The organism is Streptomyces regalis, from assembly GCF_001509475.1.
Classification (GTDB): Bacteria; Actinomycetota; Actinomycetes; order Streptomycetales; family Streptomycetaceae; genus Streptomyces; species Streptomyces regalis.
On record NZ_LLZG01000001.1, the window covers coordinates 133,065 to 159,189 of the forward strand.

Sequence of the window (26,125 nt, forward strand, 5' to 3'; positions counted from 1 at the left end):
CCCCAAGGAGTCGCTCTCATGGCCCTGCGCGCCCGGCAACGTTGTCACGCCGCCCTCACCGGCCTCGTCGCCCTCGCCTCCGTCGCCGTGCTGTCCACGGCGACGCCCGCGCAGGCCGCCGACACCTGGACGGAGGTGGGCTCGGACCGCGCCGACCCGCTGACCGAGAGCCAGGGTCTGACCTCCGTGGAGGTCCCGGCGAACAGCCCCAACCGTTACACGGGCATCGGCACGATCCCCTCCTCGGTCCGCAGCCGCGGCTGGAACCATGTGGGTGACCCCGACGCCTCCTACGGCGGCTACTACATCGAGCCGTACCAGGCGGACTCGGGCAGCGCGAAGATGTTCCGGGTGCAGGCGCCGGACGGGACCTGGTCGGAGTACGTGCACACACTGGGCTCCGGGGAGGCGCTGAACAACTCCTTCGTCGCCGTCTCGCCCGCCGGCCAGTGGATGGTCTCCGGGGAGTGGGGCACCATGACGCGGCTGCTCGTCCACCCGACACCGGGCGTCAACCCCGGCACGTCACCGTCGGTGAACCTGCCCTGGACGTCGAGCATCCGGCTGGACCATGCCGTACGCGACATCCAGGGCTGCGACTTCCTCGGCGCCACGACCCTGCTGTGCTCCTCCGACGACCCGGCCGGGACCCTCTTCGGCATGACCAAGCCGCTGCTGCAGATCGACCTCTCCGCCGAACCGGGCACCTCCGACGTGACCGGCCACGTCACGGCGCTGCGTCAGCTGCCGATGCGCAGCTCCTGCTCGGGCGAGTTCGAGACGGAGGGCATCGACTACGACCGCCGCACCGCCACCCTGCGCGTGATCGTCATCTCGCCGGGCTTCTGCGTGCTGACGGACAGCAAGACGTACCGGTTCACGCGCGGCTGAGGGCGCCCGCAGCCCGCGGACCGTGCGGCTCCGCCGGTAGTGCTCCGCCGCCCGTGGTGCTTTTCTTGGGGTTGGGGTCCGCTTCCGCGGGCAACCCGTGGTACCGCGGCGCGGCCACGAGAGGAGCGATCACGATGGATCGTGAACGACTGCACGAGGAGCCTGTCTCCGTCGAGATCAGCGGATGCAGCAAGGAGGACGCCCGGATCGTCTTCGACACGCTGTGCGCGTGCTTCGAGTCCGACCGGCGCCCCGAGGATGTGCCGCAGCAGCTCCATGAGACCCGGCCCATGGTGTGGCTCGGCACGTTCGAGGTGACGGACACCCACGAGTGCCCGCCCCCCGCCCCCCTCTCGGCGTCCGTCGAGGCCGACGCGCAGGGTGGCTACTGGGCCATCGAACGGCTCCGTACGACGCTGGACTCCCTGTTCACGGTGCACGACCTGTCCTCGGCCTCGGGCGACCAGGAGAAGGAGCTGCACGTGGTGCTGGAGAGCCGCAGCTCATGACGAGGCCGGCCATGAGGAGCTCGGTCAGGGCGAGCCCAGGAGGCTGAGCACGGCACGCCGGTAGACGGCGTGGACGGCGGGCAGGTCCTCGAGACAGGCCCGCTCGTCCACGCCGTGCAGCCCCTCGTACCGCACGCCGAAGCCCGCCGTGGCCCAGATGCCCTCACCCGCCAGCAGATTGCCGATGTTCGACGGACCGGCGGTCTTCGTCCGCACGGCCAGGCCCTCCCGGGCGGCGGCGTCCAGCAGCGCGGCGGCGGGCTGCTGGTCCTTCACCAGTCGATACGGCGGCCAGGCAGCCACCGGGGTGATCGTGGTCGGCCGCGGCGCGGGCACCCGCACGTCCAGGTCACGCACCGCCGCACGCACCAGCCGTTCGGCGGCGTCGGCATCGAAGGCCGGCGTGGTGCGGATGTCGACGCCCAGCTCGCACAGATCCGGCACCACCGAGAAGCCCTGACCGCCGTGGCAGGAGGTCACCGTCAGTTTCGGTGGCAGGGGGAACTCCCCGTCGGCGCCCGGGAGTTCGGCTTCCTCCAGGAGTCGTACGAGGTGTGCCGCGCGAGAGACGGCACCCGGTGCCGTACGGCGAGACCCCGAGTGGCCGGAGGCCGCGTGCACGGCGATCGTGGTCCGCCACAGGCCCCGCCCGCCGACCACGACCTCGTCGAGGCCCGGGTAGCCGATCATCACCCCGGCCGGACGCACGCCTCCGGATCGGCCAGATAGGCGCGGGCGCCGCCGAAGCCGCCCGTGTGCTCGTCGACGTCGAGGAGCACCGCGAGCCCGCCGTGCAGGGCGTCGGCGCGGCCGTGCAGCTCGGCCGCGACACCGCAGAACATCGCCGCGGCGAGCTTGGAGTCCGCGGCGCCCCTGCCCCGCAGCCAGCCGTCGACGACCTCGCCGGAGTCCGGCGCGAAGGACCAGGCGGCCTCGTCGCCGTAGGGGGCGGTGTCGACGCAGGCGTCGAGCGCCCACCAGCGTCCGGGCCGGCCGCCCGCGACCTCGATCAGCAGGCCGACTGCGCCGCCCTCGTCGTCGTAGAGGCGCCGATACGGCAGCGCACGCCCCGCGAGCCAGTCCTCCAGGACGCCGAGGACGGGGCCGTAGTCGTCGATCCCGGCGCGGCTGGGGCAGCGGATCAGCCGCTGGGCGAGGTCGATCACGTCGGCATGTGCGGTCATGGGCCCACTGTGCCCCGGCGTGGTCCGTGTCACCCCTCCCAGGTTGTGCAACTAGTTGCATAAATGTCTCTGGGTCCTCTACAACTACAGACGTACGACACCGCGCACGGAGGGGCCCGATGAGCCGTTACCCGCACCTGCTGAGCCCGCTCGACCTGGGCTTCACCACACTGCCCAACCGCGTCCTCATGGGCTCCATGCACGTGGGCCTGGAGGAGGCCGAGCGCGGCTTCGAGCGCATGGCGGCCTTCTACGCGGAGCGGGCGCGCGGGGGAGTGGGCCTGATCGTCACCGGCGGCATCGCACCCAACGACGAGGGGCGCCCGTACGAGGGCGGAGCCAAGCTCACCACCGAGGCGGAGGCCGAGCAGCACCGGGTCATCACCGAGGCCGTGCACCGCGAGGGCGGCCGGATCGCGATGCAGATCCTGCACTTCGGCCGGTACGCCTACCACCAGGACCTCGTCGCCCCGAGCCCGCTCCAGGCGCCGATCAGCCCCTTCCCGCCGCGCGAGCTCACCGACGCCGAGGTCGAGCGGACCATCGACGACTACGCGCGCGCCGCCCGCCTCGCCCGGCAGGCCGGCTACGACGGCGTGGAGATCATGGGCTCCGAGGGCTACCTCATCAACGAGTTCATAGCCCAGCAGACCAACCAGCGCACCGACCGCTGGGGCGGCTTGTACGAGAACCGGATGCGCTTCCCGGTCGAGATCGTCCGGCGGGTGCGCGAGGCCGTCGGCGAGGACTTCATCATCGTCTACCGGCTGTCCATGCTGGACCTCGTCCCGGGCGGCTCCACGCTCGACGAGGTGATCACGCTCGCGAAGGCCGTCGAGGCAGCCGGGGCGACGATCATCAACACCGGCATCGGCTGGCACGAGGCGCGCATCCCGACCATCGCCACCTCGGTGCCGCGCGGCGCCTACACCTGGGTCACGAAGCGGCTGATGGGCGAGGTGTCCGTCCCACTCGTCACCACCAACCGCATCAACACCCCGGAGCTGGCAGAGGAGTTGCTGGCCGACGGCCGCGCGGACATGGTGTCGATGGCCCGTCCGATGCTCGCCGACCCCGACTTCGTCGCCAAGGCCGCCGCCGGAAAGCCGGAGGCCATCAACACCTGCATCGGCTGCAACCAGGCCTGCCTCGACCACACCTTCAGCGGCAAGATCACGTCCTGCCTGGTCAACCCGCGCGCCTGCCACGAGACCGAGCTGACCCTGTCCCCGACCCGGCGGCGCTTGCGCGTCGCGGTGGTGGGCGCGGGACCCGCCGGCCTTGCCTGTGCCGTGAGCGCGGCCGAATGCGGCCACGAGGTCACCCTGTTCGACGCCGCGAGCGAGATCGGCGGCCAGCTGAACGTCGCCCGCAAGGTGCCGGGCAAGCAGGAGTTCGACGAGACGCTGCGTTACTTCCGCCACCAGCTGGAGTGGCAGGGCGTGAACATCCGCCTGAACACCTGGGTGTCGGCCGAGGACCTCACCGCCTACGACGAGGTCGTGGTCGCCACCGGCGTCACCCCCCGTACCCCGGACATCCCCGGCATCGACCACCCGAGCGTCGTGGGCTACCTCGACGTCCTGCGCGACGGCGCCCCCGTCGGCGAGCGCGTCGCCGTCCTGGGCGCGGGTGGCATCGGCTTCGATGTCGCCGAGTTCCTCACCGACGGCGGCGACAAGGCGAGCGAGGACCCGGCGACGTACTTCCGTCAGTGGGGCGTCGACATGGACTACACGTCCCCCGGCGGCCTCGCCGCCCCCGAGCGGCCCGCCCCGCCGCGCACCGTCCACCTGCTCCAGCGCAAGACCACCAAGGTCGGCGCGGGCCTCGGCAAGACCACCGGCTGGATCCACCGCACCGAGCTCAAGCACCGCGGCGTCACCATGGTTCCGGGCGTGCGCTACGACCGTATCGACGACGCCGGACTGCACGTCACCGTCGGCGAGGAGAGCACGGTCCTGGAGGTCGACACCATCGTCCTGTGCACTGGGCAGGAGCCGCGCCGCGACCTGTACGAGGCGTTGCTCGCTGCCGGCCGCAGCACGCACCTCATCGGCGGTGCCGACGTGGCCGCCGAACTGGACGCCAAGCGCGCCATCAAGCAGGGCACCGAGCTGGCGGCGAGCCTGTAGGGCCGACCGAGCGCGTCCCTAGGATGAGTCCATGTCACTCCCGCACGCGATCCTCACCGCCCTGGTCGAAAAGCCGTCATCGGGGCTGGAGCTGACCCGCCGGTTCGACAAGTCGATCGGGTACTTCTGGTCGGCGACGCATCAGCAGATCTATCGCGAGCTGGGAAAACTGGAGGCCGAAGGCTTCATCCGCACCCTGCCGAGCGAACAGCCGGCCCGCGGGCAGAAGAAGAGCTACGAGGTCCTTCCCGCGGGCCGCGCCGAACTGGCCCGCTGGACCGCCGCGTCCCAGGACCCCAGGCCCCACCGTGACACGCTGCTGCTGCGCATGCGTGCCGCGGCCGTCGTGGGGACCGAGGGTATCGAGGACGATCTGCGGCGCCATCTCGCCCTGCACCGGCGGCAGTTGGCCGAGTACGAGGAGATCGAGAAGCGGGACTTCCCGCCCGGCAAGGACAGTTCGCAGGACCGGTTGCGGCACCTGGTGCTGCAAGCCGGCATCGATCTGGAGACCTTCTGGACGCAGTGGCTCACGCGCGCCCTGGAGGAGTTCGCGGAGCTGCCGGGCCACGAGACGGCGTGAGCCGAGGGCGTTCAGAGCCGGTACGGCTTCGAACGGCGGCGCAGGGCCCAGGCAGCCGTGGCCAGCACACCCGTGCCCACCAGTGCGCCGCCCGCCACCAGCGTCAGGGTGCCATAGTCCTTGCTGCCGCCGCCCATGCCGCCCATGACGCCGCGCGACGGGGAGGGCGAGGCCGTGGCGGAGACCCTGGGAGCCGTGACGACGACCGACTGGGTGCCCGCCGTCGAGCCGTTGGAGCACACGACGATGACGGTGTACGTGCCCGGGCTCACGCCCGACCAGGCCGCCGACTGCAGCGCGGCCGTCCCTGACAGGGAGACCTGGCGCCCCTGGGCGAAGTTCGCCTGCCGGCTGTTGAGCAGCGAGGCGGTGCCCCAGCTGCCGTTGACGTTGGTGCACGCACTGGTCGTGACGGAGACCGTGGACCCGGTGGTGCTCACGGAGATCCCCGAGACCGCGGCGGCCGGACCGGCGGCCAGGGTGAAGGGAAGAGCGGAGGCGGCTGCCACGGTCAGGCCCGAGCGGAGGAAGAGCGATGAGTTGCGCATGTGATGCCCTCCGGCGGCACGGTTGGCGGTACGTCCGTTGCGCCGCCGAGGGTCGGGAACGCCCGTGCTGCCTCAGGGTCAGCCAACGCGCCCCGTACCCGTCCCGCATGCGGACCTCCGCCGGACAGGTGACGGATTGCTGCATCCGGGGAGACCGGACCAGGCGTCAGCCCCGATAGCCGGTCGTCACCGTCCGCGCCGCCGAGAAGCCGCCCCAGGTGCCGTCCGGCAGCTTGCCCCGGATCCGCACCCGGTGACCGACTCCGGCCTCCCGACCCAGGTAGAAGCTGTACGTGGCCCGCTCGCGTGGGGCGCTCCCGCCGTACACCAGCGAGGTGGCCGTACGGCCGTCGAGCTCGACCTGGTACTCCGCGATCACGACGTCCGTGCGCGGCGGCACCCAGCTCAGGTCGAGGTAGTACGCCCCGTCCGCGCGATGGGTCGTCGCCCGGAACGCGGTCGGCGCGGTGCCGCGCCCGTCGTCGGTGCCGGGTGTGGTGACACGGACCGCTGCCGTGGCGGGCGAGAGGTTGTCGGCCGCGTCCCGGGCCCGGACGGTGAAGGAGTAGCGGGTGCCGGGCCGGAGACCGGTGACCACGGTCGCCGTCTGGTTCCCGCCCACACTGTGGATCTTTGTGTCGCCCTGATAGATGTCGTACGACACCACGTCCCGGTCGTCCGTCGCCCTCGACCACGACAGCTGAACCGCGCGGCTGCCGACCGCGCGGCCCTCGGCCGGTCCTGGACTTGAGGGGGCAGAGTGGTCGGCGGCCACGATTGCGGGAGTTGTCGCCCGGACCTCCTTGCTCGGCGGCCCGACCCGTCCGTCGGTATCACGGGCTCGCACGGTGAAGGCGTACGCGGTGGACGGCTTGAGCATGGTGACATCCACCATGTGTGCAGAACCCGGCACTTCCTTGATCTTCGTGGGTCCCCGATACACCTCGTAGGCACGGATGCTGCGGTTCGCGGAGACGGCGTTCCACATGACATGCACGCTGGTCGCGCTGCCCGCTGCGGCCGTGACACCGGTGGGCGCCGCGGGCAGCCGGCCGCCCTCCTCTTCCGGCCCGCTCCATGCGCAGGACGAGAGCAGGGCGAGCACTGCGCAGATCACGGGCACGAGGACGGGAACGCGTCGCACGGCTCTGCCTCCCGGGGGCCAACTGGCGGCAATGGTCCGGACCAATAGGGCTTCACTATGTCGCTGCTGACGCGATCACCTCAAGAGGGCGGTTGTTGGTGAACCGCCAGGGGCGTTACGTATGCTGAAGCTCCTCACGGCTGAACTCTCCATGAAGGAAGGGGAGTTCATGCCGCCGGTGCGGGCCGCTGTCGTCGCTGATCCCGCGCCGGACGCGGGTGGCCGGGGGGCCGGGGCGCGTTTCGCGGGCTCAGGCCCCCGGCTCCTGCCGGAAGTTCGGGAATGATCGTCGTGTCGTCGTGTCGTCGGGGTGCACGCCGTACGGCCCCGCTGGTGGCAGCATGATCGACACAGCATCAGATGGGCTGAGTGTCCGTCAGTGTTCCTCGACGAGAGGGTCCCTATCGTGCGTTTCCACTCGCTGACGCTGGCCGCGGCGAGCGCCGCCCTGCTCGCCCCGACGATGCCGCCCCCGACCCCGCCCCCCACGCTGGAAGGGGCAACGGCCCACCGTGAGGCGGACGTCAGCGCCGCTGACCTGCTGTCAAAAGTGCGTGAGTGCGCTGCCGTCTCCCGGGGGCGCTACCGCAGCGACAGTGGTGCGCCCGCGACGATCCAGGTCTGCGGGGCGCGGGACGCGGTGTTTTGGAAGGCCGACATGGACATCGACTGCGACGGTCGGCGCACCCGCCACTGCAACCGCCGTACCGATCCGTACTTCTCCGCCGCGACGGCCTATCAGCAGTCCGACGGCCGCTACTTGAGCGCCGAACGCCTCCCGTACATCGTCGTGCCCGCTCCGAGCCGCCTCTGGAACCCACTTGACCACGGCATCCGCGGCGGCTCGGTCGCCGCGGTCGTGTACGAGGGGCGGGTGCGGTACGCGGTCGTCGGCGACGTCGGCCCTGACGACATGATCGGCGAGGCGTCGTACGCCGCCGCCGAGGCCCTCGGTATCTCGCCCGACCCGCACGGCGGCGGCACGGCCTCCGGGGTCACCTACATCGTCTTCACGGACACGCGGGTGAAGCCCATCGAGGACCACGCGGCCGCCGTGGCGACCGGGGAGCGGCTGGCAAGGGAGTTCGTGCACGGGAAGCGATACCTGCACGGCAAGTGAGGAGGCGTCAGACCGCCGACCAGCCGTCGTCGACCGGCAGGATCACGCCGTTGATGTTGCTCGCCGCGTCCGAGGCGAGGAACACGATGGCGGCGGCCTGCTCCTCGGGCTGGGCCGGCTTGCCGATGTTGACGAAGTGCGGGCCGAGGGCTGCCGGTCCGTGAGCGTCCTGTGCGGCGTCCACGACGATGCCGGTCTGAGTGCCGCCCGGGGCGATGGCGTTCGCGCGGATTCCCTGCTTGCGGTACATCACCGCAAGGGACTTGGTCAGCCCCACCACGCCGTGCTTCGACGCCGTGTACGCGGCGCCCGCGGCGCTGCCGCGCAGACCGGCCTCGGACGCCGTGTTGACGATGGCACCTCTGCCCGCCTGGAGCATGTGTGGCAGGACTGCCCGGGTGAGCAGGAAGGGGGCGGTGAGGTTGACCCGTATGACCCGCTCCCACTCGGCGTCGGTGACCTCCGCCAGGGCCGACATGCGGTCCATGATCCCGGCGTTGTTCACCAGGACGTCCACGCCGCCGAAGCGCTCGACGGCGGCCTCGACGACATGGTCGACGACCGTCTGCTCGCTCAGGTCGCCGACGACGGCGACCGCGCCGCCGCCCGCCTGCTCGATCTCCTTCACGACTGTCTTCGCGCCCTCGGCGTTCAGGTCCGCCACCACGACCCGGGCGCCCTCCTTGGCGAAGGCCAGGGCGGCCGCGCGCCCGATGCCCGAGCCCGCTCCGGTGACGATGACGCTGCGTCCGTTCAGTCCGCCGGTCATGAGGTACTCCCATCCGTGAGTCAGAGGGGCGGCCTGTCGAACGCGCCCGAGGCCTCACCCTACGGCTTTGTGTCTCTGAGTGACATAAAGTATTCGTGGAGAATTCCGGGAGAGCGATCAGCGCCGGCCGGAGGAGAACATGACCGCATCCCGTGGACGTACGAGGCGGCCTACGGGGCGACCGCCCCTGACCGAGGAGCGCAAGTCCGAGATCCGGTTGGAGATCGCGCGGGCGGCGGTGGACCTGTTCGTCACCCAGGGCGTGGCGGCGACCACGGGCGAGCAGATCGGAGCGGCGGTCGGTGTCTCCGCGCGCACCGTGTGGCGCTACTTCCCGAGCAAGGAGAGCTGCGTACGGCCGCTGTTCTCGGCCGGTATCGACCTGATCGCCGACTGCCTGCGGCGTTGGCGTCCCGGGCAGCCCCTCGAGGAACTCTTCGACCAGGAACTCGCGGTCGACGACCGCCTGCTCGCCGGACCCGACCGCGCGACCGTAGGGGCACTGGTACGGCTCACCCGTACCGAGCCCGGCCTGCGCGCGATCTGGCTGCAGACGTACGACGAGGCCGAACCGGCGTTCGCCCAAGCCCTCGCCGAACGCGCCGGGCTGCCCGCCGACGATCTGCGCCCGACGATCCAGGCGGCGACGCTCAACGCGGCACTGCGCGCGGCGGTCGAGCACTACGCCTGGCACACCGCCGACGCCCGCCCCGACCGGTCAACCGCACAGACCGAACTGGTGGCAACATTGCGCCTGGCGCTGGGGGTTGCGGCGGAGGGGGTCGTGTAGGGGGGACTCCTGGGAGCGGGCGGGGGAGGGCAGATCCTGTGCGGCGGCCGTCAGATCCCCGGGCAGGCGCCATCACCTCGCGGCGGCAGCCAGGACCCCGCGAACCGCGAACCGTCACCCGGGACGCGGCCGAGGGGCCCGTGGCGCCATGGCTGCCGGCCTCGGCCGCCGCGCTTCAGGACCCGTGGCGTGGCGGCAGCCGTAGGTCGTCCCTACACCTTCCGGTAGGTGTACGCCTCCGCGGCCGCCGCCTCCACCGCCGCGAGGTCGGCGCCCGTGGCCGCCGTGACGACCGCGGCCACCGTGCCCTCGACGAACGGGGCGTCCACCAGGCTTGTGCTGTCCGGGAGTTCGTCGCCCTCCGCGAGCAGGGCCTTGACGGTGAGGACCGCGCTGCCCAGGTCGGTGAGGACCGCGACCCCGGCGCCGCGGTCCACGGAGGCGGCCGCCGCGGCGATCAGCTCGGCGCTGGTGCCGAGGCCGCCGGCCTCGGTGCCGCCCGCCGCGGCCACCGGCACCGCCGTGTCGCCGCCCGCGAGCCCCTGCGCCAGCTCGGCCACCGACGCGGCCACCTGTGCGCTGTGCGAGACCAGCACGATGCCGACGAGCCGCTCGCTCTTGTAGTCGCTCACCTTCTCGCCACTCTTCTTCTCGTTCTCGGCACGCATCTTCTCGTCACTCACCGTTCGCCTCCGCCAGCCCCGCGATCAGCAGCGCCGAGGATGTGGCCCCGGGATCCTGGTGTCCGATGCTGCGCTCCCCGAGATAACTCGCCCGTCCCTTTCGGGCTTGCAACGGCGTCGTCGCCAGGGCGCCCTCCTCGGCGGCGGCCCGTGCCGCGGCGAAGCCGTCACCGAGCGCGTCCACGGCCGGCACCAGCGCATCGATCATGGTCTTGTCGCCCGGCGCCGCCCCACCCAGCGCCATGACCGCGTCCACCCCGGCCCGCAGCGCCTGGGTGAACTGGTCCTCGCTCACCTCACCGGCGTCCCCGAGGGCTTTGCCGGTCCGGCGCAGCAGCGTTCCGTAGAGCGGGCCCGACGCCCCGCCGACGGTCGAGATGAGTTGGCGCCCGGCGAGCATCAGGAGGGCACCGGGCGTCTGCGGGGCCTCCTTCTCCACCGCCGCCGTGACGGCGGTGAACCCGCGTTGCAGGTTGCTGCCGTGGTCGGCGTCCCCGATGGGCGAGTCGAGGGCGGTGAGCCGTTCCGCCTCACGGTCGACGGCAGCGGTGGTCGCCGTCATCCAACGGCGGAAGAAATCGGCGTCGAGCACGGGATCTCCTTGCGTCACAGGTGCTTTGCGAGCGTCTGACTTGCGGTCACATTCCCCACCGCAGTCCCGGAGTCTTCACCGGCGCGTTCCACAGCCGCAGCAGTTCCTCGTCGACCTGGCACAGGGTGACGGAGGCGCCGGCCATGTCGAGCGAGGTGACATAGTTCCCGACGAGGGTGTGGGCGACGGCGACACCGCGCTCGGCGAGCACCCGCTGGACCTCGGCGTTGAAGCCGTACAACTCCAACAGCGGTGTCCCGCCCATGCCGTTGACCAGGACGAGCACGGGGTTGCGCGGGGTCATGTCCTCCAGGATGGCGCCCACGGCGAAGTCGGCGATCTCGCCCGACGTCATCATCGCGCGCCGCTCCCGGCCAGGCTCGCCGTGAATGCCGATGCCCAACTCCAGCTCGCCGGGCGGCAGATCGAACGTGGGGCTGCCCTTGGCGGGGGTGGTGCAGGCACTGAGGGCGACACCGAAACTGCGGGAGTTCTCGTTGACCTGCCGCCCGATCGCCTCCACCCGCTCCAGCGGCTGCCCCTCGTCCGCCGCGGCACCGGCGATCTTCTCCACGAACAGCGTCGCGCCCGTGCCGCGCCGTCCGGCCGTGTAGAGGCTGTCGGTGACCGCCACGTCGTCGTTGACGAGCACCTTCGCGACCTGGATGCCCTCGTCCTCGGCGAGTTCCGCGGCCATGTCGAAGTTGAGGACGTCGCCGGTGTAGTTCTTCACGATGAACAGCACCCCCGCCCCGCTGTCCACGGCGGCCGCGGCGCGCACCATCTGGTCGGGCACCGGCGAGGTGAACACCTCGCCCGGACAGGCCGCCGACAACATCCCCGGACCCACGAATCCACCGTGCAGCGGCTCATGCCCCGACCCGCCACCGGAAATGAGGGCGACCTTCCCCGCCACGGGCGCGTCCCGCCGTACAATCACACGCTGCTCCACATCGACGACCAACTCGGGGTGGGCGGCCGCCATACCGCGCAGCGCATCCGCGACGACGCTCTCCGCGACGTTGATCAGCATCTTCATGGGTACCTCCTGGTGGGGCTGGCAGATGGGTTCATGACCTGCGTTTTTGCAGGTCAGAGTGGATCGGGTCAGTAGTCGATCGTGGCGGTTCGTGGCGGTCGGAAGCGGGTTCTTGCGGTACTGATGCTGACTTGACGCCGACTTGGTGACGGGTCGTCAGATTCCTGGGGGTGGTCGGAGGCGGGTCTGTGGGAACGCTGCTGTCGGCAGTATCGACCTTGCGCAAGCGAAGGTCACGTGCGCGGATGCTCCTGGGCGTGCCAGGTGCTCGGGCGGGCTGCTCGTCGCACCGGGGAGCGACCTCGAACACCGAGGGTGCAACGGACGTGGAGCGGCCGATACTGGTGGGCTGGTCCGCCGGCTGAGCCCGCTGTTCCCGGTTGCCCGCCGGCTCGGCCTGGCCGCGCGGATGAGCGCCGTGCCGCATGCCGAGATCAACCTCGAACTCAACGAGCTCTGCGCACCCACCGCCCTCGAACCGGTCCTCGACCAGGTGACCGCACCGACCCGGTACGTGCTCGCCACCAGCGGCAACCTGGGCGCCGACGCGAAGACCATGGAACAGCTCCGCGCCAACCTCGCCCCGGTAATCGCCCGCAACCCGAACATCCGCTCCCGGCGGACCAGCAAGCCCACCGTCTGCGACGCAACCGCCTAGCTCGTCGGGAAGCTCGCCGTGGCCAGGAGGCTTCCGTCCGGGCCCATCAGGCGGGCGCCGGTCAGTGTCGTCGGGTCGGTCGCGACCGGCCCGCCCCAGTATCCGTAGCCGTCCTTGAGCGGGAAGGAACCCATCGGGACCGTCGATCCGTCGGCGTGTACGAGCAGACAGCGCACCGGGCCCCGGCCGTTCTCGTCCAGGTCGACGGACATGTACACCCAGCCCTCGTCACCGGCATGAGCGTAGATACGACCGACCTCGTGGCCGTCGGAGACCAAGGCCGCCTCCCTCAGGCCGCCGTCCGTCCGCTGTGAGACCGTCGGTGGCGCCGCCTCGACCGCCGTGCCGATCGTCCATCCGCCGAAACCGCAGGCCAGGGCCGCGGCCACGGTGGCCGCCGCCAGCCGTAGCCGGTGCCTGCGCCGCTTCGGCACGGGCGCCGCGCCCAGGGCCCGTACGACCCGGCTCTCGAAACCGACCGGCGGCTCGGCGCCGGGCAGCAGCGCGAGCAGACCGTCGCCGACCAGCGTCAGCCGCTCGACGTGCTCCCGGCACTCCGGGCAGCGGTCCAGATGGGCAACCGCCTCGGCGCGCTCGTGGGCCGGCAGGACCCCGAGCGCCAGCTCGGCGTCCAGCTCCCGCAGCTGCTCGCACTCCATGCCGCTCACCGCTTCTCCGCCGCTTCAAGGAGGGCTCGTACTTTGAGCGTCCCGGTCCGGATCCGGGTCTTCGCCGTGCCCAGCGGAACGTCCTCCGCGTCCGCGACCTCCCGCGCCGTCATCCCGTAGATCCCGGCCATCACCAGGGCCCGCGCCTGCTCCCGGGGCAGTTCCGCCACCGCCCGCCTGACGCGCTCCGCGCTGTCGTCGGCGAGCGCCCGCCGCTCGGGCGTCTCGGTCACGCTGCCGAGCAGCGCGTCCAGGTCCTCCGGGGCGACCGGGCTCACCCGCCGGGCCCGTACCGCGTCGATCGCGAGGTTGTGCGCGATCGCCGTCAGCCAGGACCGTACGGAGCCGCGCCGGGGGTCGTACACCTGTGCGTGCCGCCAGGCCCGCTCGAAGGTCTGCTGGGCTACGTCCTCGGCGAGCTGGGTGTCGCCGACGACGGCGATGGCCACGCCGAAAACCGTGCGCTGGAAGCGGCGCACGAACGCGACGGCGAACTCCGGATCGTCCGTCGTCAGACCGGTGAGCAGTGCCTCGTCGGGGACCCGCCCGAGGGAGAGGCCCATGCGCCACATACCAGGGATACGTTCCGCCGCCCGGAAGGGATTGCCTTACGTCCATTCTCCGCCCGCGCGATCCCGCGGGCCGCAATCCTTCGGCCCGGCAGCGTCGTACCCCTTGCGGGGGGACGACCCGGAGGACCGACTCATGACCACCCCGCACATCCGCCGCCGCGTGCTCCTGGGCGTGGCCGCCGGCGGTCTGACCGCTCTGCTCGCCGCCTGTGGAGGCGGCGGCAACGGCAGCAGCAGTAACGACGACAGCACCAGCAACAGCACCGGCAAGGGCACTCAGGTCACGGCCGAGCTGTCCGACTTCCGCATCAAGCTCTCGACGGAGAAGTTCCAGCCCGGCCAGTACACCTTCACCGCGAAGAACACGGGCTCGCACGACCACGCCCTGGAGATCGAGGGTCCCGGCGGCGAGGACCGCAGCAAGACGCTCGAGCCGGGTCAGTCCACGACCCTCACGGTGACGCTGAAGTCCGGCTCGTACGAGGTCTACTGCCCGGTCGACGGACACAAGGACCGCGGCATGGAGACGGACATCACCGTCGGCGGAGCCCCGGCACCGTCCGACGACAACGACACCTCTCCGGGCAATGGCTACTGACGGAGCGGCCGCGAGGCTCGTCCTGCGCCTGGCCGGCGCCGGGCTGACGGCGGCGATGGCCGCGATCCATCTGCGCCTGTGGGCCGAGGGCTACCGGGATCTCGCCACCATCGGGCCGCTCTTCCTGCTCAACGGCGTCGTCGGCCTCCTGCTCGCCCTGGCGCTGCTGGTCACGCCCGTGCGCGGGCTCGGCCCGGTCGCCGCCGTCACCGCGCTGTTCACGGCCGGCACGCTGGGCGCACTGTTCCTGAGCCTCACCACGGGCCTGTTCGGATTCAACGAGTACCTCGACGCGGAGCTGGTCCGCCCGACCCTGTACGTCGAGACGGCGGGAGTGGTCGTCCTGACGACCCTGGCGGTGACGGCCTTCAGCCACCGCCACCGTCAGCGACGCTAGCCAGTGCCGCATCCGGCAAGGTTCGCCCTGTTGTCGGCCGGCGGTGTCAGCCCGTGCTGAGTAGCGCGGTTGGCTCGGCCTCGAGTTGGTGGTCGGCCCAGACGTAGCTTTCGGGCAGCAGATCGGTGATGAGGACGGTTCGGATGCGATCGCCTTCGCCGACGATGACTTTGAGGGCGGGGAAGTAGTCGAGAAGGACCTGACGGCACCGGCCGCACGGGGGAACAACCCCGCGGTCGCGGTCGCCCACGGCGACGATTGTGTCCAGCTCGTAGGCGCCCTGGGCGGCTGCCGCGCCGACGAGGACCAGCTCAGCGCAGGGGCCTCCGGTGAAGTGGTAGGCGTTCACCGCGGTGACGATCCGGCCGTCCTGGGCACGGGCCGCGGCTGCCATGGTGTGGTTGTCGCCCCGGCACCGCGTGCGAGCGACTTCAGCCGCGGCCTGGATGAGTTCGTGGTCGACGGCTCGGGTTTGCGTGGTCATCTTCTCTGCCTTCGTCGGGTGTCAGGCGACGTTGGCCTGCGTAACGAGGGTGTGCAAGCGAATATCTGCGGTGTGCTTGTTCCGCCGGCACGATCGCGATGCGGACCTTGCGCGGGTAGCGGCTACGCAGACATGTGACCGTGGAGTACGTCGTACGATCCACCCCGTTCGTCGGTCGGCGATCAAGCGATGGGGGAGTCGTGGACGGGCTGCGGCAGTCGGATCCGCGCCGGATCGGTCCGTACAAAGTGGTGGGCAGGCTCGGCGCGGGCGGCATGGGCGAGGTGTATCTGGCCGAGTCCCGGCCGGGGCTCCGGCTCGCCGTCAAGGTGGTGCGTACCGAGCACGCCCAGGACCGTATGTTCCGAGCCCGCTTCCGGCAGGAGGTACGGGCTGCACAGACGGTCGGCGGCACCGGTACGTACACCGCGCGCGTTGTCGACGCCGACATCGAGGCCGAACGTCCATGGATGGCAACGGAGTTCGTCGAAGGGCCGAACCTGCGGGAAGCGGTGCTGGACCACGGACCACTCCCCGAGGACGCGGTCCTCACCCTCGCGGCGGCGCTCGGCGAGGCACTCGATGCGATTCACGGCAAGGGCATGGTCCACCGCGACCTCAAGCCGTCCAACATCCTCCTCGCGCCGGACGGCCCGCGCGTGATCGACTTCGGGATCGTACGGGCCCTGGAGGCGACCTCGCTGACCAGGACCGGCACCATCGTCGGCTCGGTCGGCTACGTCTCGCCGGAGCAGATCCGCAATGGCGCCGAGGTGGGCATGGCCAGCGACGTCTTCTCGCTGGGCGCGGTCCTCGCGTACGCCTCCAGTGCCGTGAGCCCTTCGGCGAGGGTCATGACTCGGTGATCCTGCTGCGGATCCTGACCCGGGACTTCGATCTGACCGGGGTGCCGAAGCGGGTGCTGCCGCTGGTCGAGTCCTGCCTGGGCGCCGAGCCGGCGGAACGGCCCACCCCGCGGGCCGTGGTCGAGGCCGTGGGCCACACCGGCCGCTCACTGCGGGACAGCACCCGCCCGGGCTGGCCGGCCTTCACCGCGGACGGTCCGGAGGGCGGCGAAGGGTGGCTTCCCGACCGGGACGCCGGTCAGGCCCGAAGTCGCGTCGAGTATGTCGCTCCGGCCACGGCGGTCAGTGAGCCTTCGGTGGCGGATGTTCCGACCGAGCCCGGCGGTACCGGGCGGGGGCCGTCACGCCGCCGCCTCCTGGCGATCGCCTCGGGCGGCTTGCTGGCCTCCGGGGGCGGTGTCGGTGGCTTCCTCTTCACACGGGACCCCGATGGCCGGTCCTCCGGCGGCAGTGCCTCGAAGTCCCCGTCCGCGAAGGGCAGTTCCGCTCCTCGGCCGACGGTGGCCTGGCGGTACGAGAGCGGGCAACTGGATGCGGCGGGCGGGCCGTGTGTGGGTGTGTCGTCGGACGGTGGTGTGCTGTACACAGCCATCGACAGCGGCACCGTATGCGCCGTTTCCGCCGAGGGCGAGGAACTGTGGCGGATCCGACTCCAAGGGGGAGGGGCGTCGACGCCGGTCGTCACCTCGGACGCGGTCTTCTGCACCACATGGGGCGGATACGAGGAAGCCCCTTGGTCCCTGCTCTGCGCGGTGGACCTCAAGGGCCGGCTCCTGTGGAGCAGGAGCCTGGGAGAGCACGGCTCCATGCCGGTCCTCGCCGGTGATGCCGTGGTCGTGAGGGCGGGGAGTACCGACGCGGGCGAGCTGCGGGCCTACTCGGCCGACGGCAGTGTGCTGTGGCGCAGAACGACTCCCGGCGGGGTGACCACCGACCCGCTGGTGGCCGACGGCGTGGTCTACACGGGCACGTACGGCGACCGCCTGGTGGCCCTGGACGCGGCCGACGGAACCATGCTCTGGTCCGTGTCCGCCGGGGCCGACGTCAACAGCCCCACACTGGTCGGTGGCCGGACCCTGGTGACCACGTCGGGCACCGAGCCGCGGCTGCAGGGCTTCGACCTGGATGGCAACAAGATCTGGAGCAGCGCGGAACTGGGCGAGGCGCTGGGATGCGTCGCGGTGGCTTCACTGGGGGTCGTCGAGATCGGGGGCACTCTTACGGCGATCAAGGCCGACGGCTCCGAAGCATGGACGTACGAGAGCGGCGCGGAGTGGCTCCCCGGACTGGCCGTCGCAGACGAGACGATCTATGTGCAGACCGACAAGGCAGTCCATGCTCTCGGACGGGACGGCAAGCGCCGCTGGTCGGTGCCGGTCGACACCGCAGAGTCCATGGTGGTCCCGGCGCCCCACGGCACCCGCCTCTACGTCAACACACTCCAGAGCATTACGGCCCTGGACCTCAAGGCATAGCTGAGCAGGTCGGACGAAGTCCGCTGTGGTTCGGCAGCGCCGCAAGCCACGACGGTGCCGCAGATGATTGACGGCACAGCGCGGCACTTCCAGCGGAGCGCTCAGCTGTCCAGGCTGATGGCGAAGGCGGCGTCGATTGGGTGCGACGGTCGCCGAAGCCACGGCGCCGCCAGCGCCAACTGGACCGGCTACTGGGGTAAGCAAGGCCAACACGTATCGGGCATTCGCACGGATGCTGGCCGACGACGCTGGAAGGCCCCCTCGACTGGCCGAGCGCGACCGTCGTGAGCGGGGGCACTGATGGCCGCCGGTCTGGTCGACCGTTTGCAGGTGACGCTCTTCCCTGTCATCACCGGTCAGACCGGGCTGGATCCGATCTTCCAGGGTGCGGCCGACTTCGACCTGGAGCTGGTCGAGAACCGGACGCTCGACGGTCACATCCAAGAGCTCATCTACCGGCCCACCCTCCTCCCCCACAGCGAGCAGGAGAGGAGCGCCGGTCATGGCACGGGACGGGCATGACCGGCTACGGCTGGCCGCGATCGCCGTACTGCTTCTCGGGCCCGCGGCGGGACTGCTGTGGGTCCCCTGGTACGCCGGTGCTGAGCCGCGGCTGGCCGGGACGCCGTTCTTCTACTGGTACCGGCTCGCCTGGGTGCCGGGGTGCGGGCTGTGCCTGCTCGCCGCGTACGCGCTGACGGACCGACATCGCTGATCCACGCTCCCGTTCTGCCGGGTTGGACCTGTGCTTGCGGCGCAGATGGGCCTCGTCGCATTCGCGCTGCTCGCGATCGCCCACCGACACACCCCCGCCCTTGTGGCTGGAGCCGACCGGACCCGGGTTGTAACGAGCGCATAACCCTACACGAAGGTGTCGTTGCAGTGACGGCCGAGCCAACCAGTTCATGCTGACCGGCTTTTGACCCTCGTTAGTTTCGCTGGCAACCGGATCTTCGAACTCTTTCGCAAGAGGCGAGCCAACCATTGACCCCGACCCGGCCTGGACACCGCTGCACGTCACCCCCGCGCATCCGGACTACCCGAGGGACCACAACAGCTACTCGGGCGCGGCGGAGGCCGTGCTGTCGGCGCTCGTGGGGCCACGTACCACCACGTTCGATGCCCGGGTCTTCTCCGGCATCCACACCAGGTAGGCAGACGAGGCCCTGGTGATGGCTCAATTTCCGGGTGTCGGTGTCGTGGCTAGGTTTTGACCGCCACCGCCTCGTCCGGCATCCGCGTTGCCGGCCCGCCCGGCCCGCGGCCGGCGAAGCGCATGGCGATGCATGCCCCCAGGTACAGCGTGGCGACGACCAGCAGCAGTGCCTGATAGCCCGTCACCAGGGCCAGGTACTCGAGCGCGCCCCCGGTCAGGGCGCCCAGCAGGTTCGCGCCGAACGCGGACGTCGGGTCGGGGGCCAGCGCGAGGCGGTCGGAGAAGATGAGGTTGGCACAGAAGATGGGCGCGAAGGCCAGGGCGATGGCCGCGGCGAGCCGGCCGGCGGCGGGCAGCGAGAGCACGGCCTGCGCCGGAACGAGCCAGGCCACCGCGAGTGAGCCGAAGAGCAGGATCTGCAGCAACAGCAGGTTCACCCGCCGCACCCTGCGTCGGACCTCGACCGCAGCAAGGACGGAGAGCAGAACACCGAAGAAGACGAGGGCGTTGACCAGCCACGTCGTACCGAAGAACAGCGCGAAGCCGATCACGTTCTTCGTTTCGAGCAGCATGAAGGCCGCGCCCAGCAGGAACATGTCGGTGTAGCGGAACGTGCTTCGGATACGCACCCCGGTCAGGCGCACCGACAGCAGCGTCACCAGCAGGATCGCGCCCAGGGCGCCCAGGTAGAGCGTGGGGATGCTCCGGTGCAGCAGATACGGGAAGGGGTGGTCGTCGCTCGCGGCCGCCGGGACCGGCCCGCTGGGCTGCCAGATCTGCTTGCAGGACTGGTCGCCGGGGGCCATTCCGGCCACCAGCACCGCCGCGTTCCGTTTGAACGTCGTCATACATGGGGCGTGGCCGTAGAGGGTGTCGAGGTCACCGGCGAAGCGGTCGACGAGCCAGCTCTTGCGATAGTAGTTGTACATCGCGAACGCGCCGTTCGGCGTCAGGTGGTCGCGGGCGGCCTCGAACGCCTGACGGGTGAACAGGTAGCTCTCCAGCCGCAGATTGCTCGCGCCTGACACCAGGGTCAGAGAGTCCGGGAGCGCCAGGATGACGAGGTCGTACTTGGTGTTCGTCCGCTCCAGGAACGCCCGTCCGTCGTCGATGTGGACGTGCACCCTTGGGTCGTCGTACGGCCTGGCCGGGTGCAGCTGTGCGCCGATCTCCTGCAGGCGGGGATCGATCTCGACCGCGTCCACGCGCTGTGCCCCGTGCGCCAGTGCGACCGCGACGTCATTGCCGTTGCCGGCCCCGATGACCAGCACGCGCTTGTGCGGGTTGCGGGGGGTTTGCTCGTACGCCTGCCGGTAGGGCGAGTTTTCCCGCATCAGCACCGGCAGTGGCGCGGTGCTCTGGTGCGGGACGCCGTTGGCGGAGATGTAGGAGGTCCGCGTGGTGGTCGGTGAGGCCTTGAGCTGGATCTTGTAGTACGGCGACCAGGAGATGCCGGTTGTCGTCGTTTCCAGGAACAGCGCGGCGACCATCGCCGTGAGAGGGATGCCGTACAGCAGCGTGTTGCGGCGCCCGCCGAGGATCAGCAGGGCCGCGGCGGCGAGTACGCCCCACACGACCGAGGGGGCGCGGAGCCAGGACAGTACGGCGAAGGAGACCGAGCCGGTGATGCTGCCGAGCAGGTCGTAGCGGTAGGCATCGAGAGAGGGGAGTTGGCGGAAGAGGTCGGCGGTGATCTTGCCGATCCCGGCCATGATCACTGCGGTCAGCAGGAAGATGGCCGGCAGGGTCACCCACTGGGGCAGGCCGGTGGTCTTCACGGCGGTGAAGTAGATGACCTCGCTGCTGCTCTGACGCACCTGCACCGGGTACGCGCGTACCAGGATGACGAGAAGCGCGAGCGGGATCGGCGTCCAGCGTTTGAGCCACTGTCCGCGTGCGGCGGGGATCAGGAACCCGATGCCGATGCCGAGAAACGACCCCAGCAGGATGAAGTTCGAAAAGTAGCTGAGGTGGACGACGTTGGCGCCCGCCCATCTGATCAGCGCCAGCTCGACGAAGAGCATGGTGGTGCTGGCCAGCACGAGCCTCCAGCGCAGCGAGCTTTCTGTTTGCCCGGATTTGGTCAGCTTCATGCCGATTCACGGTGCCAGTTTCAGGTCGGTGAGTCGAGGTGCCTTGCCGGTGTGCGGGGGACATTGGTCAGGGGCGGGGGCGGTCCCTTGGTGGTCAGGGCGTGGAGTTGGAACAGCAGCGGGGCGCCGGCGATGGCCTCGGGCTTGGGCGGCAGGACGAACAGGCCGCGGAACCGACGGAGACGGTGGAGCAGTAGTCGTAGCCGACACCGAAGACGTTGCGGGCGAAGGTGTTGGTGATGCCTAGCCCCCACTACTTGCCCGGTGATCACCGTGAAGGCGCCCAGGTGGAACAAGGGGCCGCTCAGCGCAGCCAGCGGTGTTCGGGAGCAGATCAGCACCGCTCGCCGAAGCGGCGGTCGAGGAGGAGAACTCGGCGTTCATCGAGGGCCTTCCGCGTGGACGGCCGGGGCGGGCGGTAGGCGAGTCGGTAGTGCGGGCGTCGGCGGCGCGAAGGTGCTCGGAGGCGCGAACTCGCCGTCCCCGGTGGGTCCCGTAGGGGTCGAGGCCGACCTCGGTGGGTGGCGGCAGCAGAGTGAGCAGCGTGGCGTTCCTCTGCCTCATGGGCGTGAGCCGGGTCGGGTGGCCCGTGGCCGCGTGGTCCGTCGATCGGCGTAGGGCGCCTCGTGATGTGCGGGCGGGCGCAGAGTCGGCGTTGCCGTCTGGTAGCCGCTTTCGCAGTCGTGGAGTTGGTCCTTCTCCACAACCGCCGTTCTTGCTTCCTCCGTAGTCCGGGCACTTCATGCCTGGAGGGCCGCATCTCTCAAGCGCAGCTGCCCGCCTTGGCTTCGGTAGCCATGGAGGATTCCCCGTACGGCCAGGCATCTGAAGGTTCCTGACCCCGTGACTCCTGTTGCGCCCAGGCCCGCCGCCCAGGCGCTGTCTGTGAAGCTCATTCGTACTGTGTGCATGACAAGCTGCGAGTGATCCTCTAATCTGCTTCCGATTCGAATCACTCGGATCGACTGGAGCCCCACCGGCATGCCTGTTTCCCAGGCCCGTTTCGCATGCCGTCCAGTGCGCACGGCCAGTCACCACAGCACCACCGCAAGGTAGTTCGCGATCTCGGCTGTGCCGTCGACGAAGGGGCGCTCCCGGGGTCGCGTGTGGCTTTCATCCACCGATCACTGAGGAGACCCCTCGTGCGTATGAAGCTGCTCGCCGCCGTCACCGCCGCGGCCGCCGCCACACTGACGTTCAGTACCCCCGCCCAGGCCAGCCACTCGTGGGGCGGCTACCACTGGGCCCGCACCGCCAATCCGTTCACCCTCAAGCTGGGTGACAACCTCAACTCCACCTGGGACAGCCACCTGAGCACCGCGTCCAGCGACTGGTCCAAGTCCGCCGTGCTGGACACCACTGTCGTGGCGGGTCAGTCCTCGGCCAGACGGTGCGCCGCCACCACCGGCCGGGTCGAGGTCTGCAACAACACCTACGGCAACAACGGCTGGCTCGGCATAGCCTCCATATCCATCACCGGCGGCACCCACATAACCTCCGGCACGGTCAAGCTCAACGACACGTACTTCAACACGGCCACGTACAACACGCCGGCCTGGAGGCAGCTGGTCACCTGTCAGGAGGTCGGGCACACCTTCGGCCTCGACCACCAGGACGAGAACTTCGACAACCCGAACCTCAACACCTGCATGGACTACACGAACAGTCCTGACAGCAACCAGCACCCCAATCAGCACGACTACGACGAACTGGCGACGATCTACGCGCACCTCGACTCGACCAGCACGGTCGATCAGTCCGCGGCCGTGCCGCAGGTCGGCAACGACAAGGCGAGCTGGGGCAAGCGCGTGGCGCACTCCGAGCGTGGTGACACCTACGTCCGGAACTTCGGCGACGGCAAGTCGGTGGTCACCTTCGTGATCTGGGCGAGCTAGCCCTCGCTGCCGTGGGCGGCCGGAACAGCTCGGCCGCCCACGGGTGCGCGAGCTCAGGCGAGGATGCGCAAGGGTCCGGTCCTCACCCGCACCATCGTGCACGCATGCGCTGCGAGCAGGGTGCGCAGGGCCTGGTCAGGTGTGAGCCTGGGCCTCAGTGTCCAGGCCTGCCCTACTACCGGGCCGATCGGTTCGGTGGGCCTGCTGCACCCGCCAGCCGTACGGCGTGATGCCTCGTGGCTTGTAGATCGACAGGGCTGTGGTCGCGAGCAGGACGACGACGGCAGCGGCGGCGTCAACGACGAGTTGGACTCGCATCCCGCTGAGGTCCGAGCCGGACAGATCCGTTCGCGCCGCCGCATCCGCCACTTGGTCGGCCACCCGCATGTGCAGCAGGAGGAGGAAGGTGGCCAGGGCGGTCAGGATGAGCTTGGCCAGCACCCAGTAGTGGCGGAACAGTCCCCACGTGGTGCCCAGGGATTGGATCAGCCCGGTCAGCAGCGCGGCGAAGGCCAGCGGGACGATTACGTACCAGCCGGTCATCTCCATCGCGAGACAGGCCCCGCGCACTCGCTGGGGATCCTCGCCGTTCAGGCCGACCAGGGCGAGGACCAGGAAGGCGGCGACCGAGCCGAGCCAGCCGACCGACGAGACGACGTGCGCGGTGAGCGCGAGTTTGCGGACACCCGCCGGCATGGCCATCAGTGGCCGCCGTGCATGCCTGGCCCCATGCCGGTGCCGGTGAGGTGCAGGACGAGGAACACGACGACTACGGCCAGTGCCACGGCGCCGGAGATCTTCACCCAGCGCGGAGTGGGCGGGGCCGTGCTGCGGTCGGAGGCCGGGGCGGCGGCGGGCTCGGACGGTGAGTCGGTCATGCGGATCTCCTCTGTCGGGTGAGCCCGGCTGCCGGGTCTCCTGGCACGGCGGAAAGACTTATCGAGACATGGTGTCTACGTCAAGCCGAGGTGTATCGAGAACGTCGTCGCGTACACTGACCTGGTGCCGAAGCTGTGGAACGAGACCATCGAGGAGCACCGTCGGGCTGTTCGCGACGCGGTGCTGGAGAGCACGGCTGCGCTCGTCGCCGAGCAGGGGTTGCGGGCCGTGACGATGTCGCGGATCGCCGAGCAGAGCGGCATCGGCCGGGCCACGCTGTACAAGTACTTCCCGGATGTCGAATCCATCATGATGGCCTGGCATGAGCGCCAGATCGCCGGTCACCTCGACGAACTTGCCGAGCTCCGTGACCGTCCGGGTACGCCCGGCGAGCGGCTCGCGGCGGTTCTGGAGCGCTACGCGCTCATCCAGCAGCAGCGTCACGGGCACGGGGGAGAGTTCTCGGCGCTTCTGCACCGGGGCGATCATGTGGCGCATGCCGAGCAGCATCTGCACCACTTCATCCGGGGCTTGCTGTCCGAGGCGGCCAAGGCGGGCGAGGTCCGGGACGATGTCGCGTCGGACGAGCTGACGGGCTACTGCCTGCACGCCCTCGCCGGAGCGGGCGGTCTGTCCTCCAAGGCCGCGGTCAAACGACTTGTTGCGGTCACCTTGACCGGGCTGCGCCCCGAGAGTTGATCCGTCGTGGGGCAGCGTCCCGCCGGCCCGGCTGTCTGCAGGCGACAGCGCGTACGCGGGGCGCACGCGCACTGAGAGTCGTGCGAGGGCGGTGAAGCAGCACTTCTGCCCTCGTCCGTGCACAGGCAGCCCCTATCCCTCGCGGGAATCGGATGGTCGGTACGCTGGGCCGCCGAGGACGAAGACGAGCAGACGAAGACGAGCAGAAGACGAGCATCTGCCGCGAAGGTGCGGCCAGGGGACGACAGTAGGGCGCGTGGGCAAGAGCATGAAGGCGAGCGAGGTCACCCTGCGTCTCGTCCTGCTGACCTTGCTGCTCCTCGGTGTCGGTGTTCTGCACACCCTTGGACATGCCGGAGCTCACGGCGGAATCACGGCGTCCGACGCCGTCCAGCACCTCGACAATGCCGCACCTGTTGCTGCTGGGTCGCCGCACGCGACCGATGAGACGACGTGTTCTCTTGCCGACACGGTAGAGTTCCTCGATCCGCATCAGCACGTCGAAACCACCGTCCACACGGACGTTTCCAGCTGTTTCGCGGTGGTTTCACCCGGTCCCTGGCTGGTCCCACCCCACAGCCATGTCGTGTGGGACGGTGACGACGACATCGGCGCCGGTCCAAGCGGTTCGGCGCGTAGTTCCGCCATGGCCAAGGCGGGTTCACGGTTGCAGGTCCTGCGGATTTAGAACACGGCGTCCCGAGCGCCGCCCCTCGGTGGGCCGGTCGTTCATCCGGGCCCCATTCTTCCGCTGACCGCCATCCCGATCCGACGGGTCGGCTCGGTGCGCCCGCGCGCCTCCGACAGCCCTCCCGTGCTGAAAGGCTCACCGTGTCCCAGCACCACCTGGCCGACCGCTCCACCATGCCCGTATCCCCGCGCCCACCGCAGGCGTACGAGCCACACGGCGCCGTGCCCCGACAGCGGGAGCACGCCCCCGCGCCGGCGCGCCAACCCGAATCTCCGTCCCCGCGAGGAGGAGGCCGCCGTGGTGGTCGCCGCCGAGCACCCAAGCGGGCGCCCCTGCTGGGCAACTACGTCGGCCACGCCGCCACGTTCGTCGGCGCAGGACTGATCAGCGGCGCCATCGTGCACCACCCGCTCGATCCGGCCCGGTATACCGTCATCGCGCTGATCGGCGCGGTGGTCTTCCTGTGCGCGACCCTCCTCACCGAGTTCATCCTCACCAAACAGCGGCCCGAGACCACCAAGGTGCTGAGCATCGTCGCCTCGTCGCTCGCGCTGTCGTTCGGCATCGGCATGCTCAGCGGCGGACTCCAGCACTTCGAGGACTTCCCCGCACGCGGCGCGATGCTGATCCCCTTCGGTCTCACCCTGTCCTTCGTCGCGTACGTGCTGCGGCACGAACCGGCACGCCGACGCAGCATCATCGGCCCGACCGGGGCGCTGGTGCTGGTCACGGCCGTACTCGCCTTCGTCGGCCTGCGAGGGATCGCCGACGGGATGGCCGCCGAAGGCGGAGGCGGAGGCGGCCACAGTCACGGTGAGGAGGCCGGAGAGCCGGGGGAGGGACACGACGAGGGCGCTGGAGGGACGGGGGACGGACATGCCGAAGATGCGGAAGTCCAGGAGCCGACCGCAGAGCCGTCGGCCGACCGCTCCTCCGAGCCCGCGGACGCCGAGGGCGGCGGGCACGCGGGCGACGGTCACAGCCACTGAGCCTTGAGCGCGGCACCA

30 protein-coding genes and 2 pseudogenes are annotated in these 26,125 nt (G+C 70.2%); 17 read left to right on the plus strand and 15 right to left on the minus strand.

From position 1 onward, the window contains the following. The first annotated feature begins 18 nt into the window (after nt 1–18). Together ADL12_RS00535 and ADL12_RS00540 are read left to right on the plus strand one after the other, a co-directional pair. Nucleotides 19–891: a hypothetical protein gene (locus tag ADL12_RS00535; protein ID WP_062697217.1), complete on the plus strand. Its 873-nt coding sequence runs from the start codon at nt 19–21 to the stop codon at nt 889–891. 134 nt (nt 892–1,025) lie between these two features. Continuing rightward, a complete protein-coding gene (locus ADL12_RS00540; protein ID WP_062697219.1) occupies nt 1,026–1,400 on the plus strand; it encodes a hypothetical protein in 375 nt (124 codons plus the stop codon). Nucleotides 1,401–1,424: 24 nt separating this feature from the next. Here the strand turns inward: ADL12_RS00540 and ADL12_RS57960 are convergent, their stop codons facing one another. Both ADL12_RS57960 and ADL12_RS57965 read right to left on the minus strand, forming a co-directional pair. Continuing rightward, entirely contained in the window at nt 1,425–2,108 is a 684-nt protein-coding gene (locus ADL12_RS57960; protein ID WP_341846329.1) for a peptidase dimerization domain-containing protein, read from the minus strand. Beyond that, nucleotides 2,090–2,584 (minus strand): M20/M25/M40 family metallo-hydrolase, encoded by a 495-nt coding sequence (locus ADL12_RS57965; RefSeq protein WP_341846330.1) that lies wholly within the window; start codon nt 2,582–2,584, stop codon nt 2,090–2,092. The genes ADL12_RS57960 and ADL12_RS57965 overlap by 19 nt, the downstream gene beginning before the upstream one ends. A 119-nt stretch (nt 2,585–2,703) precedes the next feature. Here ADL12_RS57965 and ADL12_RS00550 point away from each other — a divergent pair, with 119 nt between their 5' ends. Both ADL12_RS00550 and ADL12_RS00555 read left to right on the plus strand, forming a co-directional pair. Further along, nucleotides 2,704–4,719: an NADPH-dependent 2,4-dienoyl-CoA reductase gene (locus ADL12_RS00550; RefSeq protein WP_062697221.1), complete on the plus strand. Its 2,016-nt coding sequence runs from the start codon at nt 2,704–2,706 to the stop codon at nt 4,717–4,719. 31 nt (nt 4,720–4,750) lie between these two features. Further along, nucleotides 4,751–5,302, plus strand: coding sequence for a PadR family transcriptional regulator (locus ADL12_RS00555; RefSeq protein ID WP_062697223.1), 552 nt, complete (start codon nt 4,751–4,753; stop codon nt 5,300–5,302). Nucleotides 5,303–5,313: 11 nt separating this feature from the next. On the opposite strand, the gene ADL12_RS00560 is transcribed toward ADL12_RS00555, so the two are convergent. Beyond that, nucleotides 5,314–5,850 carry a hypothetical protein gene (locus ADL12_RS00560; RefSeq protein WP_062697225.1) on the minus strand — a complete coding sequence of 179 codons (537 nt, stop codon included), beginning with the start codon at nt 5,848–5,850 and terminating at the stop codon, nt 5,314–5,316. A 166-nt stretch (nt 5,851–6,016) separates the two neighbouring features. Further along, nucleotides 6,017–6,994, minus strand: coding sequence for a fibronectin type III domain-containing protein (locus ADL12_RS00565; protein ID WP_062697227.1), 978 nt, complete (start codon nt 6,992–6,994; stop codon nt 6,017–6,019). Nucleotides 6,995–7,400: 406 nt separating this feature from the next. Here ADL12_RS00565 and ADL12_RS00570 point away from each other — a divergent pair, with 406 nt between their 5' ends. Then, nucleotides 7,401–8,114: a glycoside hydrolase family 75 protein gene (locus ADL12_RS00570; protein ID WP_062697555.1), complete on the plus strand. Its 714-nt coding sequence runs from the start codon at nt 7,401–7,403 to the stop codon at nt 8,112–8,114. Between the two features lie 7 nt (nt 8,115–8,121). Here ADL12_RS00570 and ADL12_RS00575 read toward each other — a convergent pair whose 3' ends face one another. Further along, the gene (locus tag ADL12_RS00575) at nt 8,122–8,883 is read right to left on the minus strand and encodes an SDR family NAD(P)-dependent oxidoreductase (RefSeq protein ID WP_062697229.1); all 762 of its coding nucleotides are present in this window, start codon (nt 8,881–8,883) and stop codon (nt 8,122–8,124) included. Nucleotides 8,884–9,022: 139 nt separating this feature from the next. Here ADL12_RS00575 and ADL12_RS00580 point away from each other — a divergent pair, with 139 nt between their 5' ends. After that, nucleotides 9,023–9,673 (plus strand): TetR/AcrR family transcriptional regulator, encoded by a 651-nt coding sequence (locus ADL12_RS00580; protein ID WP_062697231.1) that lies wholly within the window; start codon nt 9,023–9,025, stop codon nt 9,671–9,673. Between the two features lie 212 nt (nt 9,674–9,885). Here the strand turns inward: ADL12_RS00580 and ADL12_RS00585 are convergent, their stop codons facing one another. From ADL12_RS00585 to dhaK, 3 genes are read right to left on the minus strand one after another with little or no spacing between them, the layout of a single operon-like run. Next, entirely contained in the window at nt 9,886–10,341 is a 456-nt protein-coding gene (locus ADL12_RS00585; protein WP_062697557.1) for a PTS-dependent dihydroxyacetone kinase phosphotransferase subunit DhaM, read from the minus strand. Between the two features lie 7 nt (nt 10,342–10,348). Further along, nucleotides 10,349–10,948, minus strand: coding sequence for a dihydroxyacetone kinase subunit DhaL (dhaL, locus tag ADL12_RS00590; protein WP_062697233.1), 600 nt, complete (start codon nt 10,946–10,948; stop codon nt 10,349–10,351). A 46-nt stretch (nt 10,949–10,994) separates the two neighbouring features. Then, nucleotides 10,995–11,987 (minus strand): dihydroxyacetone kinase subunit DhaK, encoded by a 993-nt coding sequence (dhaK, locus tag ADL12_RS00595; protein WP_062697235.1) that lies wholly within the window; start codon nt 11,985–11,987, stop codon nt 10,995–10,997. 418 nt (nt 11,988–12,405) lie between these two features. Between dhaK and ADL12_RS00600 the strand changes: the two genes are divergently transcribed. Then, nucleotides 12,406–12,645 carry a hypothetical protein gene (locus tag ADL12_RS00600; protein WP_062697238.1) on the plus strand — a complete coding sequence of 80 codons (240 nt, stop codon included), beginning with the start codon at nt 12,406–12,408 and terminating at the stop codon, nt 12,643–12,645. On the opposite strand, the gene ADL12_RS00605 is transcribed toward ADL12_RS00600, so the two are convergent. Together ADL12_RS00605 and ADL12_RS00610 are read right to left on the minus strand one after the other, a co-directional pair. Beyond that, the gene (locus ADL12_RS00605; RefSeq protein ID WP_063806595.1) at nt 12,642–13,304 is read right to left on the minus strand and encodes a hypothetical protein; all 663 of its coding nucleotides are present in this window, start codon (nt 13,302–13,304) and stop codon (nt 12,642–12,644) included. The two genes, ADL12_RS00600 and ADL12_RS00605, sit on opposite strands and share 4 nt — an antisense overlap. 5 nt (nt 13,305–13,309) lie before the next feature. Further along, the gene (locus ADL12_RS00610; RefSeq protein WP_062697242.1) at nt 13,310–13,885 is read right to left on the minus strand and encodes an RNA polymerase sigma factor; all 576 of its coding nucleotides are present in this window, start codon (nt 13,883–13,885) and stop codon (nt 13,310–13,312) included. Nucleotides 13,886–14,018: 133 nt separating this feature from the next. Between ADL12_RS00610 and ADL12_RS00615 the strand changes: the two genes are divergently transcribed. Further along, a complete protein-coding gene (locus ADL12_RS00615) occupies nt 14,019–14,483 on the plus strand; it encodes a cupredoxin domain-containing protein (protein WP_062697244.1) in 465 nt (154 codons plus the stop codon). Beyond that, entirely contained in the window at nt 14,473–14,880 is a 408-nt protein-coding gene (locus ADL12_RS00620; protein ID WP_062697246.1) for a hypothetical protein, read from the plus strand. Before ADL12_RS00615 ends, ADL12_RS00620 begins: the two co-directional genes overlap by 11 nt. A gap of 46 nt (nt 14,881–14,926) precedes the next feature. Here the strand turns inward: ADL12_RS00620 and ADL12_RS00625 are convergent, their stop codons facing one another. Further along, the gene (locus ADL12_RS00625; RefSeq protein WP_062697248.1) at nt 14,927–15,364 is read right to left on the minus strand and encodes a cytidine deaminase family protein; all 438 of its coding nucleotides are present in this window, start codon (nt 15,362–15,364) and stop codon (nt 14,927–14,929) included. A 200-nt stretch (nt 15,365–15,564) separates the two neighbouring features. Between ADL12_RS00625 and ADL12_RS55920 the strand changes: the two genes are divergently transcribed. The 4 genes and pseudogenes from ADL12_RS55920 to ADL12_RS00645 all read left to right on the plus strand — a co-directional run bounded on the left by ADL12_RS55920 (nt 15,565) and on the right by ADL12_RS00645 (nt 18,420). Further along, nucleotides 15,565–16,230 carry a serine/threonine-protein kinase gene (locus tag ADL12_RS55920; RefSeq protein WP_062697250.1) on the plus strand — a complete coding sequence of 222 codons (666 nt, stop codon included), beginning with the start codon at nt 15,565–15,567 and terminating at the stop codon, nt 16,228–16,230. Continuing rightward, on the plus strand, nt 16,227–17,705 hold the full coding sequence (locus ADL12_RS00635; protein ID WP_062697252.1) for a PQQ-binding-like beta-propeller repeat protein: 1,479 nt from the start codon (nt 16,227–16,229) through the stop codon (nt 17,703–17,705). The genes ADL12_RS55920 and ADL12_RS00635 overlap by 4 nt, the downstream gene beginning before the upstream one ends. Nucleotides 17,706–17,822: 117 nt before the next feature. Further along, nucleotides 17,823–18,227: pseudogene (locus ADL12_RS49410) on the plus strand (dihydrofolate reductase family protein). Further along, nucleotides 18,208–18,420, plus strand: coding sequence for a DUF3311 domain-containing protein (locus ADL12_RS00645; RefSeq protein ID WP_062697254.1), 213 nt, complete (start codon nt 18,208–18,210; stop codon nt 18,418–18,420). Before ADL12_RS49410 ends, ADL12_RS00645 begins: the two are co-directional and overlap by 20 nt. A gap of 488 nt (nt 18,421–18,908) precedes the next feature. On the opposite strand, the gene ADL12_RS00650 is transcribed toward ADL12_RS00645, so the two are convergent. After that, a complete protein-coding gene (locus tag ADL12_RS00650) occupies nt 18,909–20,954 on the minus strand; it encodes a spermidine synthase (protein ID WP_062697257.1) in 2,046 nt (681 codons plus the stop codon). Between the two features lie 92 nt (nt 20,955–21,046). Then, nucleotides 21,047–21,201: pseudogene (locus ADL12_RS58255) on the minus strand (respiratory nitrate reductase subunit gamma); the annotation flags it as partial. Between the two features lie 895 nt (nt 21,202–22,096). Between ADL12_RS58255 and ADL12_RS00655 the strand changes: the two are divergent. Beyond that, nucleotides 22,097–22,849: a hypothetical protein gene (locus ADL12_RS00655; RefSeq protein WP_159053044.1), complete on the plus strand. Its 753-nt coding sequence runs from the start codon at nt 22,097–22,099 to the stop codon at nt 22,847–22,849. Between the two features lie 135 nt (nt 22,850–22,984). Here ADL12_RS00655 and ADL12_RS00660 read toward each other — a convergent pair whose 3' ends face one another. Then, nucleotides 22,985–23,551 (minus strand): DUF2269 family protein, encoded by a 567-nt coding sequence (locus ADL12_RS00660; RefSeq protein ID WP_062697260.1) that lies wholly within the window; start codon nt 23,549–23,551, stop codon nt 22,985–22,987. Beyond that, a complete protein-coding gene (locus ADL12_RS54775) occupies nt 23,551–23,727 on the minus strand; it encodes a hypothetical protein (RefSeq protein ID WP_167364370.1) in 177 nt (58 codons plus the stop codon). Before ADL12_RS54775 ends, ADL12_RS00660 begins: the two co-directional genes overlap by 1 nt. A gap of 124 nt (nt 23,728–23,851) precedes the next feature. On the opposite strand from ADL12_RS54775, the gene ADL12_RS00665 reads away from it, so the two are divergent. The 3 genes from ADL12_RS00665 (at nt 23,852) to ADL12_RS00675 (ending at nt 26,107) form a co-directional block, all read left to right on the plus strand. Further along, entirely contained in the window at nt 23,852–24,427 is a 576-nt protein-coding gene (locus tag ADL12_RS00665) for a TetR/AcrR family transcriptional regulator (protein WP_062697262.1), read from the plus strand. A gap of 256 nt (nt 24,428–24,683) precedes the next feature. Next, a complete protein-coding gene (locus ADL12_RS00670) occupies nt 24,684–25,115 on the plus strand; it encodes a hypothetical protein (protein WP_062697264.1) in 432 nt (143 codons plus the stop codon). 143 nt (nt 25,116–25,258) lie between these two features. Further along, the gene (locus ADL12_RS00675; protein WP_062697266.1) at nt 25,259–26,107 is read left to right on the plus strand and encodes an MATE family efflux transporter; all 849 of its coding nucleotides are present in this window, start codon (nt 25,259–25,261) and stop codon (nt 26,105–26,107) included. The last annotated feature ends 18 nt before the right edge of the window (nt 26,108–26,125 follow it).

Excerpts from the sequence above, each read along its gene's own strand:
- ADL12_RS00550 (WP_062697221.1), top strand. The coding sequence starts at position 2,704 with ATGAGCCGTTACCCGCACCTGCTGAGCCCGCTCGACCTGGGCTTCACC.
- ADL12_RS00660 (WP_062697260.1), bottom strand. The coding sequence starts at position 23,551 with ATGGCCATGCCGGCGGGTGTCCGCAAACTCGCGCTCACCGCGCACGTC.
- ADL12_RS00580 (WP_062697231.1), top strand. The coding sequence starts at position 9,023 with ATGACCGCATCCCGTGGACGTACGAGGCGGCCTACGGGGCGACCGCCC.
- ADL12_RS00610 (WP_062697242.1), bottom strand. The coding sequence starts at position 13,885 with ATGTGGCGCATGGGCCTCTCCCTCGGGCGGGTCCCCGACGAGGCACTG.
- ADL12_RS00625 (WP_062697248.1), bottom strand. The coding sequence starts at position 15,364 with ATGACCACGCAAACCCGAGCCGTCGACCACGAACTCATCCAGGCCGCG.
- ADL12_RS00615 (WP_062697244.1), top strand. The coding sequence starts at position 14,019 with ATGACCACCCCGCACATCCGCCGCCGCGTGCTCCTGGGCGTGGCCGCC.
- ADL12_RS00585 (WP_062697557.1), bottom strand. The coding sequence starts at position 10,341 with ATGCGTGCCGAGAACGAGAAGAAGAGTGGCGAGAAGGTGAGCGACTAC.
- ADL12_RS00540 (WP_062697219.1), top strand. The coding sequence starts at position 1,026 with ATGGATCGTGAACGACTGCACGAGGAGCCTGTCTCCGTCGAGATCAGC.
- ADL12_RS00555 (WP_062697223.1), top strand. The coding sequence starts at position 4,751 with ATGTCACTCCCGCACGCGATCCTCACCGCCCTGGTCGAAAAGCCGTCA.
- ADL12_RS00620 (WP_062697246.1), top strand. The coding sequence starts at position 14,473 with ATGGCTACTGACGGAGCGGCCGCGAGGCTCGTCCTGCGCCTGGCCGGC.
- ADL12_RS54775 (WP_167364370.1), bottom strand. The coding sequence starts at position 23,727 with ATGACCGACTCACCGTCCGAGCCCGCCGCCGCCCCGGCCTCCGACCGC.
- ADL12_RS00605 (WP_063806595.1), bottom strand. The coding sequence starts at position 13,304 with ATGGAGTGCGAGCAGCTGCGGGAGCTGGACGCCGAGCTGGCGCTCGGG.
- ADL12_RS00535 (WP_062697217.1), top strand. The coding sequence starts at position 19 with ATGGCCCTGCGCGCCCGGCAACGTTGTCACGCCGCCCTCACCGGCCTC.
- ADL12_RS00560 (WP_062697225.1), bottom strand. The coding sequence starts at position 5,850 with ATGCGCAACTCATCGCTCTTCCTCCGCTCGGGCCTGACCGTGGCAGCC.
- ADL12_RS00575 (WP_062697229.1), bottom strand. The coding sequence starts at position 8,883 with ATGACCGGCGGACTGAACGGACGCAGCGTCATCGTCACCGGAGCGGGC.
- ADL12_RS00650 (WP_062697257.1), bottom strand. The coding sequence starts at position 20,954 with ATGAAGCTGACCAAATCCGGGCAAACAGAAAGCTCGCTGCGCTGGAGG.
- dhaK (WP_062697235.1), bottom strand. The coding sequence starts at position 11,987 with ATGAAGATGCTGATCAACGTCGCGGAGAGCGTCGTCGCGGATGCGCTG.
- ADL12_RS00645 (WP_062697254.1), top strand. The coding sequence starts at position 18,208 with ATGGCACGGGACGGGCATGACCGGCTACGGCTGGCCGCGATCGCCGTA.
- ADL12_RS57965 (WP_341846330.1), bottom strand. The coding sequence starts at position 2,584 with ATGACCGCACATGCCGACGTGATCGACCTCGCCCAGCGGCTGATCCGC.